This window comes from Rhodococcus opacus B4 (genome assembly GCF_000010805.1).
GTDB classification, from domain to species: Bacteria; Actinomycetota; Actinomycetes; order Mycobacteriales; family Mycobacteriaceae; genus Rhodococcus_F; species Rhodococcus_F opacus_C.
This window is the reverse complement of sequence record NC_012520.1, coordinates 65489-80389: the sequence shown is the minus strand read 5'-3', so window position 1 is coordinate 80389 and position 14901 is coordinate 65489. Positions and strand designations below refer to the sequence as shown.

Sequence of the window (14901 nt, the reverse complement as noted above, 5' to 3'; positions counted from 1 at the left end):
CTTGCGATAGACGCAAAGTCGCGATGACGCCCAAGCTCACGACAATCGCGTAATGCCCAACGAGGAACCTGATGCAGTCGATGTTATTCGGGGAATAAGCTAGGAAGATTGGGAGCGTCAACCCAAGATAGCCGACCCAACAACCGACCCCTACCACCACCCGGTTGCCCCACCCTGAACGTCGACAACCATGAGCGCCCACAACGCCACACCGACAGCACACGCTAACGAGACACTTCCCACAGCAACAAGTCGAAGAACCTCGTCACGATAGGAAATCGGCCTTACCCGTATATCACTCACTCCCTCCCCCTTTCCTTCCCTTGTGTTTGGGAACACCCCCGGGAAACGTTCATCCGCATCGCACCTCCACTTGGCCACCACCAGGCAAAACCTAGGACTCCTTGCGGCGTTTAGATCCAGACGATCCACCACATCGGGGGGACCGCGATCGCCAGCGCGGTTCCGGAGACGAGGAAGGGGGCGAAACCGAACTCCCCCAAATCCTTCCGTCGTCCGATAAGTTTCACCCACAGCATCACCACGAGCGCGAGGACGTTCGGTAGCAACATCCCTGAGAGCACATTCATCCATCCGACCCATCCCAGGGCAGCACCCAGAATGAAACTCAAACGCACGTCGGCGAGCCCGGGGTAGCCGCGGGTGACGATCGCGAAGGCAAGGTTGAACGCGAACACCAGCATTCCGGCGAGAAGAGCGCGCCCACCTGCCGCAGGATCTTGATCCACCGCCACAGCGAATGCCCCGAACATCAGGCCCACTGCAGTGGTCAACCGGATCAACGTCAACGGAAACCGCAGCGTGAAGTGATCGATCCACCCTGCCCACACGCACAGCAGGCTCAGTGCAAGCCAGGCTGTCAAGATCGCGTCGCCGCGGGCGAGCAGCACGGCGCCAAACCACATTCCCGCGGTCGTAGCCGCAGGAACGATCCGCCGGCCGGTTGCCTCTGATGGAATATCGACCGCCTTACACAACCGGGCCATCATCGGCGCTATTGCCGCACTCAACGCCGCACCAACTGCAGCGCAGGCGCTTGCAGCCCACCACAGCGCTGTTATGCCGTATTCGGCATCAAACCACCGAACCGCGAACCACACCACCACACTCGCGACGACGACATTCCCAGCAGGCGCGTACACCGTCGCCGGCAGATGATCACTGCGTTGCCCTGCCGCATCTTCAGCACCGACGGCCGGCGATTGTGGCTCCTCGCTGAGACCACTGCCCGCCAACTCGGACGTCGGTTCGGTCATCTTGGGCACTCCTCCGCAACTGTGCGACAGACATAAGGGATAGATCGACACTAGCCGTCCACGTGGACAGTCTCAGCACCACCGAACCGATGCGGGAGCCCGCGCACTGGAAGGGCCCTTCGAGAAACCGCAGCTTGACCCGCTGGTGCGGCGGTGGTCGCGCCGGGCGTCGTTTTGTCCAGGTCATCACATATCACTGGGCTCGACATTGCGTCCTCCCTGTCGGACTGGAATAGAAGCGAGTACTCGTGAATCGACGAACCACCACGGAATTTGCTGCACTGTCCCTCATCACGGCCGCCATCCTCACCGGGTGCAGCAGCACAGAAGCCGAGACCGTATCCCCGTCAGCCGAACCAGCTGCTGCTGCCACAAGCGTCGAGTGGTCGACGAACCCTACCGTTGATCAAGGTCAGCCCGGCGTGGCCGACGCTCAGACCCGGCTATCCGAGACACAGCCGGCGACGACTACGCAGGCCACCGCATTGCCGCCCACGAGCGCTCAGTGCGGAATCGTCACGAACAACCTGAACGGTGCGACTGCACCTGTGATCATCATCGCCGGAACTCCGAGCTGCCCAGCAGCACTGAGCATCAGTGATCGCTACCTCAACGACCGCACGGTCGCCGCACAAGGACAAGGGCGATTCGCTGTCATCGACGCTTGGAACTGCAGCTGGCCCTACCTTCCGGACCGATCACACGCCGACTCCTATCTGCACTGCGTCGACCCGACCGGGAATGCCGTCAAGATCGGCGACTGACACAGAACACCGCGGCACACCGAACCTCGTGCAACCCACGCGCGACGCGCCGGCATCAGCGCTCGCACGAACGACACCAGACGAAGGCACTATTGACTCATGGGGGCACCAGTGAAGAAAACCACGCGCAACTCACGTCGGCCGCATTGTGGCCGCTCCACATCGCCGGTCCGCAGCTATACGGAATACACCAAGCGCCTCGCCGCTGGAGCGAAAACCGTCGTCATCGACGCCGACCCGGAGAACTGGCTGGACCTTGGTCACATCCCCAGCCAAGTCGAGGTCAAAATTATCGGACAAACCTGCGCGGGAATCGCCGGCGGCTCCATCGCAGCCGCCGGCCGGTGCTTCGTCCAAGCGTCCAACCACGCCAGGGTCACTGCCTACGAACATGCTCACATCGAAGCGTTCGACGACAGCACCGTCGATGCCCGCGGTAAGAGCCATATCGTCGGCACCGACAACGCCAGGATCCGCGCAGAAGACAGCGCCATCGTCTTCGCGCACAGTCATTGCCACGTCCAAGCCAACGGTCAAGCTCTGGTCGCCGCCACCGACACCACCACAGTCCGCATCGATGGCGAGGCCCACGTCCGAGTGAGCGGTGGCGTACGCATCATCGGGCCCGGTCGACCCGCGAATGTCGAAACCCATCCGATCAGCCGTCTCGCACGCCACCTGAATTTCTGAGCGAGACGATCCCCGCTGTCCGGATGTGCCGCGGGGCAGAACTGTCGAGCTGGGCAGCTCATCTACGCCCCACGCTGCACTCATCAACCGGTGATCGCATGACTGCGGTCCAACTCGCAGCAGACGTATCACCGCACAAACGCATTCACTGGAAAGGTAGCTCTCGTTGTCCAACGACAAGCCCCGAACATCAACGGGTGACCTGCTCGTAGCAAGTACAAATCCACGACGGCCCGCCACACTCGAGACCGGCTTCCCGAGATTGTGCTTGGCAGTCTTGCTGTGGGTATTGTGACTGTAAGGTAATAACATGGTGTTTTGCGGTTTGAGTCGGGTCGGTGCGGTAGGGCGGTTGTGAGCGAGGTCGACGGGCGGCTGCGGGAGCGGTTCGAGGTCTTGTTGCCGCATCTGAACGAGCGGCAGCGGCGTTTGGCGTTGGCGGCGGAGGCCCGGTCGCTGGGGCATGGCGGGGTGCGGGCGGTGGCCCGGGCGGTCGGTGTCAGCGAGACCACGGTTCGCAGGGGCGTGTTCGAGTTGGAGGCCGGCGAGCAGCCGGCGCCGACGGGTCGGGTCCGCCGTCCGGGTGGGGGCCGCAAGGGTGCGGACGCGCTGAATCCGCAGCTGGTGCCTGCGTTGTTGGCGCTGGTCGAGCCGGATGAGCGTGGGGATCCGGAGTCTCCGTTGCGGTGGACGACCAAGTCGCTGCGACACCTGGCCGAGGAGCTGACCCGGCAGGGCCATCCGGTGTCCGCGCCGACGGTGGGACGATTGTTGCGGGACAACGGATTCAGTTTGCAGGCCAACGCCAAGACGTTGGAAGGCGAGCAGCACCCGGACCGGGACGTGCAGTTCCGCTACATCAACGAGCAGGTCAAGGCGCACCAGGACGCGGGCGAGCCGGTGATCAGCGTCGATTCGAAGAAGAAGGAACAACTCGGCCAGCTGCCCACCCCGGGGCGCGAGTGGCGCCCGCAGGGCGATCCGGTGCGGGTGGTCGATCACAGTTTCTTCACCGGACCGAATGCGGACCGGGCCATCCCGTACGGCGTCTACGACTTGACCACCGACGCAGGTTGGGTCAATGTCGGCGTCGACCACGACACCGCCGCGTTCGCGGTCGCCTCCATCCGCCGCTGGTGGCAGGCCCGCGGCGCCGCCGACTACCCGCACGCGCGCCGGCTGCTGATCACCGCCGACGCCGGTGGCTCCAACAGCTACCGGTACCGGTTGTGGAAGGCCGAATTGGCTGCGCTGGCAACCGAGACCGGGTTGGCGATCACGGTCTGCCATTTCCCGCCCGGCACCTCGAAGTGGAACAAGATCGAGCACCGGTTGTTCTCCCAGATCACCATGAACTGGCGAGGGCGGCCGCTGACCAGCCATGAGGTCGTGGTCAAGACCATCGCCTCCACCCGCACCCGCACCGGGTTGCGCGTGGACGCCGAGCTGGACACCGGCGACTACCCGATCGGGATCTCGGTTGGTCGAGACGAGTTGCGCGCGTTGCCCATCCGACCGCACGCCCAGTGCGGAACGTGGAACTACACCATCGAACCCACTCACGCCGACGCCGCTCCGGTTCCCGGCCGGGACCGGGAAGGCGAGCGCGTCGCGGCTGTCGCGATGCTCGCCGACTCGCGTCTGACCGGCATGACGGGCGACGAGCTGGACGAACTCACCGCACGGCTGGCACCGGCCCAGGCCGCGCGCGCCGAGCAACGCCGCTGGCACCAACGCGGCGGCCGGCGCCGCAATGCCCCGGGTGCCGGCGGGCGACGGCTGCTGTCGGACGCCGCGGCCCTGCTGATCACCGTCGTGTATCTGCGGCAGGTCTGCCCTCAGCGGGTGCTGTCGGATCTGCTCGGGGTGAATCCGAACTCCATCGGCGAAATCATCGCCGAAACGCGGATGCTGCTCGACGAACACGGCCATCACGTCACCCCGACCATCGGGCTGCGCTTCAGCACCGCTGCAGACCTCGCGGGATTTCTCCGTGACGGCACGGCACCCGACCCGACACCGAATCGGCCGCTCCCCGAGGCACTGTCGCATCCGGCTCTGACCGGCATGAGTCGCCGGCAACTGGGCGACCTCGTCGAACGCCTCGCCGTCCGGCAAGCCGCCATGGTCGAGCGACGCCGCTACGCCCAACGCGGCGGCGAACGCATGCCAGGGGGCCGCGGCGGAATCTTCCTCCAGAAGATCACCGATGCCGAACGCGTCCTGGCCACCGTTCTGCATATACGCCAGCTCTGCAACCGCGCCGTCCTGGCCGAACTGTTCCAGGTCAGCCCCCGCACCATCGGCAATGCCCTGCTCGACGTGCGGCCACTGCTCGAACAGGACGGCTACACCCCGGCACCGGCAACCATCCGCTACCGCACCGCCGCCGCCCTCCTCGCCGCCATACCACCACGAGAGGGCGACACACCCGAATCGGCACATTAATTCCTTACAGTCACATTCCTCATCTTTTTTGCGGGCGTACCGACCATATCCGCTCAAGAAGGGAACGCGGTCGGACTCGGCCTTCTTGTTCTTGCCATCATCTGGGGCGTGTTCCTGCTCTGCATGCTTGCTCTGTTGGGTTCCTCCCATGGCGTCCGTGCCACGGTCGCCCGGGCCCGCTGGGCAGCACGCAGCATCGGCTGCGCACTTCCACAGCCTCGGACTATCGTGATGCTCCTTGCTGTCACAATCGTCACCCTGGCAGTGACGGCACTGCTGAGAGGCCCGATTTCCGACCTCGTGGTCGCGACAGCAGGAACGGACCAATCACCTGCGCAACGTGCCGCGGACGCTGATAGGTCCACCTGGTCAACGTCGGGTTGGGCCGGCCACATCCCTGGTCTGACGCTGATGTCCGGGGTCGTCACTGAAGAACTCATGTTCCGAGGACCACTTGTCGCTGCGGTCGTCTTTGCCCGCAGATACTTTCGCAGCGGCTGGCCAAAATGGGCAGCTCGCATCCTGATCGCCATTCTTTGGATTTTCCTTGGCTATGAATTCGGCATCGGACACGACACCTTCTCCGCCTTGAACGCAGCACTCATGGTGGTCGCCGGCCTTCTCTGGGGAGCCCTCGCCATCTGGACAAAGTCGCTGCTCCCCTCAATCGCGAGCCATGCGCTCTACAACCTCTTCGCAGACTGGTGACCACCACCCTCGTGTGGGCACGAAAGCCGGCCACCGAACGCAGCATTCTTGCGAGGGTTTCCAATCATGGGAGCACCGCAGGTGACTTAGCGTCGGGAACAGAAGGTTGTCCGCGGTGATCAGTCGGGCTGCGTGTGGCGTCGCGCCTGGCGGCGAGCGTGCCTGGCCATGAGGTGCTTCCGGTTCTTCTCGCTGCGGAAGACCTCGTTGTTCACTGCTTGTTCGATCTTTCCGGGTTCCTCGAGCACCCGTCTCGCGGCAAGGCGCATCAGCTCAGCGCGATCGGACCCGACCCGTGCAGCCAACCCGTCGAGCTTGTCGCGCAGAGGCTCGTCGAAGTGCACATTCGCCCTGGCGTAGATTTCGGGCCTGAGATCGCGCAGCGGCGCGATGGTTTCCAGGTCTCCGGCGAGGTCACCGGGCTCCTCGAGCAGGCGTCGTAGTGCGACCCGGAGCAAGGACGTGTTGAGCTTGTCCCCGTATCGGCCGGCGAGTCGCCAGATCTGCTGCTTGCTGGACGGGTTGACCATCACGTCGACCCAGTCGGACAAACCTGTCCGCTCGGCCTCGCGGAGCATCGGATGCTTGTAGCGGCCAGGCGCTTGCAGGAATCGGTGCAGCGCGATCCTCATCAGCGCGCTGACCGTAGTGTCATACGCGGCGGCCAGCGCCGCGAACTCCTGGGCTGTGTCCGGCTCCAGCTTAATCTTGAGCATGACCAGCGGGATTGCCCGCAGCGCTTCCGAAAGCCGTCGCTGTTCGGCGAGGCCAGTGCCGACAGCTTTGGGCTGGGTGACCAGTCGTCGGCAGGCAACACGAATCAACGCCCCGAATCGACGGGGGCCGATCCCCTCGGCCATGTCCTCGAGCTTGCGCTTGGGCTCTGGATCGAAGCGCAGTGCAATGGGATCGCCCACGGGGATCCGCCCTGGCCTCGTCTCCGTCACCCTCGATCCGTCCTCACTGCAATGAATGTGCCCCGGCATCGGTTGACGCCGGGGCAGAGGGGGGTTCTGGGAACAAAATTGGGGGGATGATCACCAGAACACCAATAACTCTAGCGGTTCGTCGATCGCTCGACGCATGCCCCCCACCATAAAGACTGGTGGCGGGCGTCTTCGATACTCATCAGCGCGGGTGGCTACGTACTCCCCAAGTTGAACGCCTGTGGAAGTGCCGTGGGGCAGCCTGCCGTCTGACTACCTACTTGATCCCCGCCGCGTCGAGAATAGATTGCGGGCTGCCGCAGACATCCGAGTTGTCGACTGCGCTGCCCTCTCCGTCGTGTCCGGCATAATCCAGCACGCCTTGGATCTGCGATGTAGACAGGCCTGCCTGATGTTGCCGAAGAACGAAATCGGAGTACGGCAGGCAGATCGCCTGTCGTACAACTCGTGGGTCGTCTACATCTGCCAGGTTCGAGATCGTTCGATCAACGCCCTCCGCCGCGGTGAAGACCATTGTCCCAATGAGAAAGCCGCCGAGCACGATCAACAAGGCGATCGCGACGGCCGCGACGGCCGTGACCTTCTGCGCAAGGGTGCTCACCGGCTTGGTTGCGGAAGTGGTCGTAACCGCCTGCTCTACGGTCATGCTGTTCTCCGTTCTGTTGGTTTCCGCAGGAGACAACAACTCGTCTCCTCGTTAGCGAGCCAGAACGTAGCAGTGGGCTTCTCCATCACACCCTCACTCAATTTGGCAATCAAACTCCAGCAGCAGCACCACTTCCTGATCTGAGCTACTTCACGGCTCATTGCACAGCTCGCGACGTCGACACCGCAGCGACGCGAGGGCATCGATCCGGGGACTCAGTCCTGCGCGTCCAGCGCCACTGAGTTTCTGACCGGACCGACGCCGCACCAACATCGAACGGAGTCCACGTCGAATCAATTGGGCGTAACCAGCACCTGTAGCTCACCGATTCGCTGTTGGTAGTTGGAGGTCAACGGAACAGGCACGACTCCACCTGCTCCGCCACCTGGCCATACTGCTGTCCAGTTCACAATCCAGGCCGCCGTCGCCGATACGTTGTTCACGCCGCCGGGCTGCGTGATCGATGTCTTCTCGATGTGGTGACCGCATGTCGGGGATGGCAATCCACTCGGTGGGGTCAGCGGACTGGCGTCGATCAGGTCGTTGTACGGGGTGAACGGTAGAAGCGCGCCCGGGCAGATTGTCGGGAGGGACCCGTCCCCCCAGTTGATCGTGACACTCGAGTTGACAGCTGTGGCGGTCACCACGACGCCTCCCGGACCAGGGACGACCCGTGTCACGGGACCGACGGTGCTCTCCCGGATCTGATCCGGGCAAACCCACGCCCACGCGTTCTTTCCGACCAAACCGGTTCTCCCACCAGGGAAGTTGGCAGGTTCGGGGGTCCAGCACATCGGCGGCTCCTCAAGCTGCATCCCGGTCACGGCTGTTCCCACCACATTCATGACCTGCGCCATGCTCACCGGGGTGGCCGGCATACCCACATCCGGACTCAGCGGAACGCAGTCCGTGAATCGGCCGCACGCCTTCAACTGCTCCCGAACCGGAGGTCCCGTAGGAGCGGCCACGACGTCACCACCACCGCTGTATCCAGACCCACCGCCGCCCGTCCCCGCTGCACTCGCCCCTGAGGAGCCGCCGGAGCCAGGCGACGCCGAAGGTACCTGGACGTAGCTGCCTTGAACGACAATGTTCGCACCCAGATTTCCGGAACCGGGAGCGACGTCTATTCCTCCAGAACCGAAGCCGGGTTGTCCAAGCGCTGAGTGTGGCGACGCAACCAGGCTCCCCAGAACGAGCGCGCCGATCACGGCCGCATGAAAACGACGACGATTTGGCATGTGTTCTCCTTGGTTATGGTGCATCACACGGCGCGTATCGGGCAGCTGCATCGCTGGTGACTCGCCAGCCGTTTGCATCGGGCCAATCCGCATTCCGGACGGTCAACTGGGCGAGCACAAACTGCGGCCGGTTGACGTCGTAGGCGGGACTACCGTCTGACTTCGTCCAGGTCATACCGGAGATGTCGGTGCAGGCGCGCACGTGGACCCAGGCGGGCCCGGAGATAGCCTTGCCGTCGTCGCCTACAGGTATGCCGGCGTCGGTGATCTTCGCATCGACAACCTTGACGTCGCCCGCTCCGACCACGTTCTGCGATCGACGCAGGGTGATATCTCCCCGCCAGCTATCCAGCACGGGACCACCGGCAACGGTGTCGAGCTGCTCAATCGGCGCAGCGGCATCGCCATCAAGCTTGCCCACGACAGCGTAAAAGTCATTGACCTTCGCAAGCGCCTGTTCCCGTGCCAACTCGTCAGGAGTCTTGTTCGACGTGTCCGCCCCGTCGGGACCCTCGAACGCCGGGTCACCGGTGACAGTGAGCTCTACCGCCGGATCCGCCGCGTCGGTGTCGGAGCAGGCGGTCACGCCGACCAATAGGGCCGTCGCAGCCAAGGCAGCGACGGCGGTTCGGCGGATGGTGGTGTGTGCCATAGTCGTATCTCCTAGAAAAGTCCGGCATTGCAGGGCGTACCGGGCAGTGTGTAGTCGGCTGTGACTCTCCATCCTGCTGGGTCGGGCCAAGCGGCGTTCGTCAGGATCGGCTTCCCGAGCTCGAGAACGTCGGTAGCGCGGGCGAGGCAGACGTCCATCTCGATGGTCGCGGTGCCGGGCGTAGGGATGCCGTTTTCGTCGATCGGGATGTTGTGGCGGGTGATGGTGTTCTTGAGAACCTTGACCTCGCCTGCGTCCGCCTCGATGCGATGCGCGGTGATGTCCCGCTTCGTCGATTGAAGGAAGTTGCCGGCCGCGACATTGTCGAGATCTGCGGGGTTGGCGGCGGGATCGGCACTCAGACGCGCGAGCACCGTGTAGTACTCGTTGACCTTCACCAGTGCGGCTTCACCGGCCTGTTGCTCGGGGGACTTTCCGGAGCCGGGCGGCCCGGTGAACGTGGGTCCGGCGTTGGTTTCGAGGATGACCGGTTCTGGGGTCAGGATGCTGCAGCTGGCTGTCAGGCACATCGCAGCAGTGAGTGTCGCCAGTGCGGCGATGCGGCGCGTCATGATGCTGCTCCGATCCGGTAGTGGCTCCCGTAGGTGGAGTCGAGCTGACTCAAGAGCATCTTGGTTTCGTGTTCGGGCTCTTCTTCAAGGGCGTCGAGCTCGGTGATCATGCGATCGATCAACCTTTGGGTGATCTCGGTGTCACCCGAAAAGTGGGTGGCGATGATCGCCGCACGCCAGCACCCTTCGTGGACTATGTCGACCTCGAGGCCCGTCTCCGCGGCGGCGTGTGCAGCCGCGAGGTCCTGGGGAACTTGTTGGCCGCGGATGTAGCGGGTGGCGAGCTCCTCGGCGACGTCGGTAACGGCGGAGATCATGTCCTGCTTGGTGTGGTCGGCCCACCCGTAGGCGGTGGGGTCATCGCTACTGAAAGGTTGACCGGTGACCAGAGCTAGTGCTGCGGATAGCCGGGCGATGTCGACGTCAGCGGGATGGGAATTGACGAGTTCCTCCCAGTAGTCCCAGTCGGTCGTGACGGCGTCGTGGAGCCGTTGCGGGGTCCGACCGGTTCGATCTCCGGACTTGATGAGGGCGGGTTCACCGGTCTCGGTGTCACCGAGCCACTTACGCAGGCGAGAGAGCGCTTCGTTGCGGCGCCGGCGGAGCCGGGCCTTCGCTTCTTTCTCCTGCTCGGCTGTGCCGGTTCTGGCGGCTTCGACGTCATGGGGCCAGATTTTGCTGTCGATGTCCGCGGCGAGGACTCCGCCATCAGTGGTGATGAGAAGCGCGGCGATTTCGGTCAGGCTCTTCTCTCGGCCTTCGGCCGGCCCTGGTGACGGGGGTGTGACGGCGGGTACGCCGAGCAGCCTGATCCAGATGTGATCCGCCTCCGGCAGCTCGCCTTCTGCGGTGACCTCATCCGAATCGGACGGCTCTGGTCGGTCGACGGCATGGTCGAGGTCCTCGTTCCCGACCACGCTGAAGGTTGCGGGATCGGAGCTGGTGATGAACTCGTCGGTCGAGATGTCGTTGTCGAGACGGGCTGCTTCCCATCGAATGTCAAGGTTATCGCCCTTGTGGGCAACGCGAGGTTCGCGTGAGGTGGTGGTCAGTAGGTCTAGGACAGACGCGTAGCTCTCCTCATCGAGGGTGGTCACTGTGATGCCGGCCGACGCGATTCCTGGACGAGCAAGGACGGCCGAGCCGTTGTCGTCGACCTCGAGGGTCCATTTGGCGTTGGTATGTGCGCTCTCGGTGGTCACTGCGGCGAACGCGATTCGGGGTGCGTGCCGTGCGATGCCGGCGAGTAGCCCGGCCTGTGCCTCGGTCACCGGATCGGCGATCAGAACGATCTCGGGTGCGGTCAGCTCGCTGGTGGTGTACGACGTGCGTGCCTGCGCGATTGACTCGAAGTCGTTGTCCGCGAGGATTTCGGAGTCGAGTTTGACGTGATTGGCGAGTGTCGTCAGTACCGTGTCGGCGTCCTCGGAGTGGGTGATGCGGCCGTTGTCGATTGCCTCCGGCAGGTCGGCGCAGTATCCGACGAGGTTGAGGTGGAGGCTGTCGGCGATGGGCGAGACTGCGAGCTCGACGGCGAGCGCACGCAGCACCCCGGCTGTTGCAGTCGGGGTGCCGCTGATGGCGAGGTGGCCGATCTGTTCGAGGTTGAGCAAGAGGTCGCGACCGTCGTCGCTGGTTCCGACTGCCGTCAGCGCCGGGTACGGACTGATCTCGGCCTCGGGAACGCCGCGCGGAAACGCTCTCGGATCTACTGACCAGGTGGTGTCGTCGATCTGTGTCCAAGGCGCGGGGAGTGAGACCTGTTCGACGAGTCCGAGGTCGATGTCGTTGTCACCGACGAAGACCGCCAGCAGGCCCGGCAGAGCGATACCCGTGGACCTGCAGTGGTGCGCGAGGTGCCGCAATGCGATGTCGACATGGGTGGTGGTGAGCGGATCAGCGGCGGCCGTGAGTGCTTGCTCCGCCTGGATCGCGGTTTCGGCGGGAAGGGCGATGCGCTCGCCGCGGCGGCGGCGATGTTGTTGCTTGCGGCGACGAAGAGCGAGGTGCCCGGTGAGTCCAGCTGCAGCAACCGCTGAGATTCCGAGACCGATGAACACGACGTCGGATGAGCCGTCCTCGGTATCGGTCTCTGCCGGCGCGTCATTGGTGACGAGGTCGGCAGGCATTTGAGGCTCGACGGGGTCGAGTTGCCAGTTGGGGGCGACATCCACAGGCGCGGGCGCCGGAGCGGGAGCCGGAGCGGGAGCCGGAGCGGGAGCCGGAACAGCTTCCGGAGCGGGAGCGGGAGCCGGAACAGCTTCCGGAGCCGGAGCGGGAGCCGGAGCCGGAGCCGGAACAGCATCAGCCGGCGGCACCAAGGCCGGCGCCGGCGTAGCGTCAGCCGCCGCGGAGGCGGCGGTGGGCATGATCAATTGCTGGCCGACCGTGATCAGCTCGCCAGCCGGGGTGCCGTCGGGAGTCGTGATCTCCTTGAAACGCAAAGGATCGCCGAGCTCTCGCTCGGCGATATCCCACAGGGTGTCGCCCTGCTTGACCGTATAGGCGCCGCGTACCACCTCGAGCTGGGATGCGGGCAGCTGCAGGGTCAACCCTTCGGCCAGAAACCCTGGCTCGGGGACAGCAGTCCGGTTGAGGTCCAGGATCTCGGCGTAGCGGCGGCCCTCTCCGAGATGCTGCTGGGCTAATCCCCACAGGGTGTCTCCCCGCACGGTCGTCACTGTCGGCCCCGCCGGTTGTACCGCCACCCGGGTAGCCCGCGGATCCACCTGCGTCTGCGGTAACGCGCTCGGATCTTCCTGCTGCGAGTGCGGCGCGTACGGAGACGTGCTTCCCACGTCCGCAGGCTGGGTCAGGACGGGTGCGGCGGTGGCGGTTCCGGCGGTCAGGAGCAAGAGGGCGCCGCTGACGAGGAACGTCGCCGTCCGCTGTTGTGAGCGAAGAAGGCGCAGCTTCGGCGTTTTGACGCCACGCAGTGTCGCCGCGAGTTCGAGCAGAATCGGTACGGTGAAGGTGGCCCAAGCAGCCCAGCCAACAAGGGGAAGAAGGGCGATGAGAAGACTGCCGTCATCTGGACTCGCGAGCAAACCTTCGAAATCCGACCACGGTATGTCGAGCGGATTGCCGCGCAGCGCCCAGAGCGCGGCCGGGATCCCGGCGACAAGCATCACCAGGATCAGGAGGTAGCCGAGTCCGGCAAGGCGTGACCGCGCGGCGTTTGCGCTCACAGAATGTACACCTCCCCGGCGTTGGTGCGGTTGAGATTCACAGCGGCCGTACCGATGAGCAGTTTCGTTCTGGGGTATGGCAGAAGTTTCGAGTTGTAGACGATGCGGGTCGTGATCAGGAGGGTGCGCGGGCCGGTGGGGATCACGTCACCGTCGACGCCGGCCTCGAACAGGTATCTCTTGGCGGCTGCGGTCGCGCGGACCGGGTCGACGACCGTGCCGATGCCGCGGGCGCTCACCGATCCGATGATCTGCTGACCGGCTGCTCGGGCAGCATCCTCGGCGACGTTGTCGGCTCGCTGGTCGGCGGTGAGCATGCCGCCACCGTCGACGATCAGTCCCCAGACGAAGAAGATCAGGACAGGGGCGAAGACCACCGTCATCAGGGTGACGGCACCCTTGTCGCGGTGCTCCGCCGGCAGTCGGGAGGCGAGTCGCTTACGCAGGGCGTTGGTCATCGGGTGCGCTCCCGGTAGGTATCGATCGGCGAGATTGCGGTAGCGGTGACGGTGCGGGCACCATTGACTCCGGGCCATCCAAGTGCGTCGAAGGAGACCTGGCAGGTCACTGTGACCTCGACCGTGGCGGGGACACCAGGTCTGGTGCGGAATCCGCTGGTATCGGCGTTGACGTTCATGGTGGCGCACTTGAGGCCTTGTCCGTCCATGCTGCCGGCCGCTGCTTGGTACGCCAGCGGGGTGGCCGTGGCGATGGTGCGGGCGAGTGAGGCTGCACGGGCACCCTCGGTGGCGGCGTGTTCAACCTTCTGGTGCGCCTGTCGGTTGACGCCGTACGCATACATCCAGCCCAGGAGCAAGATCAGGATGACGGTTGCGAGGCACAGCTCGATCGTGACGTCGCCCCGGTCATCTCGGCGGGCGCGGGATATCCATCGGGTGCCTCTCATCCGATTCCTCCCGGGTTGGTGACGCGTTCAGTCGGTTTGGTGTGGTTGACGACGATGGGGAATTCGAGACCCGGGACGAGGGAAGGGGCTTTTCCGGTGATGTTGACGGTTGTTTCGCGGATGTTCTTGCTGACGAGGACAACCGGGATCTGCAGGTCACCGGTTCCTGCCTGGGCGATGCAGGCATAAGCGGCAGCTGTTCCGAGCGCTTGGTTGCCGTACTGGGATCTCGTGTTCTTCAGTGCCTTTTCGGCGCAGCTGTTGGCGACGTCACGGCCGTGGAAGAACAGAGCGGTTTGCAGCAGGACCGAAAAGATCAGAAGGAATGCGACCATCGCGATGACCGTCACGAGCGTCGCCGGGCCTCGGTCATCGCGGCGCCATCGGTCGATCAACTGTTCCAGTGTGACCATGGTCTGCTTTCCGATAGTTGTTGGACGGCTGGCTTTTCAGGACGGAATAGGGATATACGGCCACGGCCAGGAATCGATTCCGAGCTGCACAAGCACCGCAGCGACTGCCACCATCGCAGCGGCCTGGAAGACCCTCACGAGGTATGTCACGTACTCACCGTCTCTCCAATCGATGCAGCGCTGTCTGATTTCAGTCGGGGATTGCGTTTGCGCGGGACATGATCTTGCGGACGACGATCGCACCGGCTGCGGCGGCGGCGCCGACAACCAGGACGGCGAGGAAGACGTACTCGAGGGTGGAGGGTCCGCGGTCTGAGTCTTTGCCGCCGGCGCGGTGGAGGAGGGTGCCTGCCAGTGCGGCGACGAACATCATCGTGAGGGTGATGTAGGAGGTCACGGCCTCGCGGGCGGTGCGCCGGGTGGCGGTAGCGACGGTGGTGATGCTCAT

At 64.3% G+C, this 14901-nt stretch carries 14 protein-coding genes; 4 read left to right on the top strand and 10 right to left on the bottom strand.

Translation table 11 applies throughout. The features are described from left to right. Nucleotides 1-413: 413 nt before the first annotated feature. Nucleotides 414-1277: a hypothetical protein gene (locus ROP_RS36310; protein ID WP_012686779.1), complete on the bottom strand. Its 864-nt coding sequence runs from the start codon at nucleotides 1275-1277 to the stop codon at nucleotides 414-416. 422 nt (nucleotides 1278-1699) lie between these two features. On the opposite strand from ROP_RS36310, the gene ROP_RS36305 reads away from it, so the two are divergent. The 4 genes from ROP_RS36305 to ROP_RS36290 all read left to right on the top strand — a co-directional run bounded on the left by ROP_RS36305 (nucleotide 1700) and on the right by ROP_RS36290 (nucleotide 5887). Next, nucleotides 1700-2041, top strand: coding sequence for a hypothetical protein (locus tag ROP_RS36305; RefSeq protein WP_007299961.1), 342 nt, complete (start codon nucleotides 1700-1702; stop codon nucleotides 2039-2041). Nucleotides 2042-2140: 99 nt separating this feature from the next. Then, on the top strand, nucleotides 2141-2731 hold the full coding sequence (locus ROP_RS36300) for a hypothetical protein (RefSeq protein WP_007299962.1): 591 nt from the start codon (nucleotides 2141-2143) through the stop codon (nucleotides 2729-2731). 354 nt (nucleotides 2732-3085) lie between these two features. Beyond that, nucleotides 3086-5179, top strand: coding sequence for an ISAzo13-like element ISRop2 family transposase (locus tag ROP_RS36295; protein ID WP_007299963.1), 2094 nt, complete (start codon nucleotides 3086-3088; stop codon nucleotides 5177-5179). Between the two features lie 108 nt (nucleotides 5180-5287). Next, nucleotides 5288-5887 carry a CPBP family intramembrane glutamic endopeptidase gene (locus tag ROP_RS36290; RefSeq protein WP_080512609.1) on the top strand — a complete coding sequence of 200 codons (600 nt, stop codon included), beginning with the start codon at nucleotides 5288-5290 and terminating at the stop codon, nucleotides 5885-5887. Between the two features lie 119 nt (nucleotides 5888-6006). On the opposite strand, the gene ROP_RS36285 is transcribed toward ROP_RS36290, so the two are convergent. The 9 genes from ROP_RS36285 to ROP_RS36245 all read right to left on the bottom strand — a co-directional run bounded on the left by ROP_RS36285 (nucleotide 6007) and on the right by ROP_RS36245 (nucleotide 14901). Continuing rightward, nucleotides 6007-6873: a CopG family transcriptional regulator gene (locus ROP_RS36285; RefSeq protein ID WP_012686776.1), complete on the bottom strand. Its 867-nt coding sequence runs from the start codon at nucleotides 6871-6873 to the stop codon at nucleotides 6007-6009. Nucleotides 6874-7090: 217 nt separating this feature from the next. Further along, the gene (locus ROP_RS36280) at nucleotides 7091-7480 is read right to left on the bottom strand and encodes a hypothetical protein (RefSeq protein WP_007299966.1); all 390 of its coding nucleotides are present in this window, start codon (nucleotides 7478-7480) and stop codon (nucleotides 7091-7093) included. Between the two features lie 1254 nt (nucleotides 7481-8734). Continuing rightward, complete coding sequence (locus tag ROP_RS36275; RefSeq protein WP_007299967.1) at nucleotides 8735-9373, bottom strand: hypothetical protein; 639 nt, start codon at nucleotides 9371-9373, stop codon at nucleotides 8735-8737. An 11-nt stretch (nucleotides 9374-9384) separates the two neighbouring features. Then, nucleotides 9385-9945, bottom strand: a complete 561-nt coding sequence (locus ROP_RS36270; RefSeq protein ID WP_007299968.1) for a hypothetical protein — start codon at nucleotides 9943-9945, stop codon at nucleotides 9385-9387. Then, on the bottom strand, nucleotides 9942-13133 hold the full coding sequence (locus ROP_RS36265; protein WP_007299969.1) for a LysM peptidoglycan-binding domain-containing protein: 3192 nt from the start codon (nucleotides 13131-13133) through the stop codon (nucleotides 9942-9944). Before ROP_RS36265 ends, ROP_RS36270 begins: the two co-directional genes overlap by 4 nt. Next, the gene (locus ROP_RS36260; RefSeq protein WP_007299970.1) at nucleotides 13130-13591 is read right to left on the bottom strand and encodes a TadE/TadG family type IV pilus assembly protein; all 462 of its coding nucleotides are present in this window, start codon (nucleotides 13589-13591) and stop codon (nucleotides 13130-13132) included. The genes ROP_RS36265 and ROP_RS36260 overlap by 4 nt, the downstream gene beginning before the upstream one ends. After that, nucleotides 13588-14040, bottom strand: a complete 453-nt coding sequence (locus ROP_RS36255; protein WP_007299971.1) for a TadE/TadG family type IV pilus assembly protein — start codon at nucleotides 14038-14040, stop codon at nucleotides 13588-13590. The genes ROP_RS36260 and ROP_RS36255 overlap by 4 nt, the downstream gene beginning before the upstream one ends. After that, complete coding sequence (locus ROP_RS36250; protein WP_231869093.1) at nucleotides 14037-14390, bottom strand: hypothetical protein; 354 nt, start codon at nucleotides 14388-14390, stop codon at nucleotides 14037-14039. The genes ROP_RS36255 and ROP_RS36250 overlap by 4 nt, the downstream gene beginning before the upstream one ends. Before the next feature lie 253 nt (nucleotides 14391-14643). After that, nucleotides 14644-14901: a hypothetical protein gene (locus ROP_RS36245; protein ID WP_005560295.1), complete on the bottom strand. Its 258-nt coding sequence runs from the start codon at nucleotides 14899-14901 to the stop codon at nucleotides 14644-14646.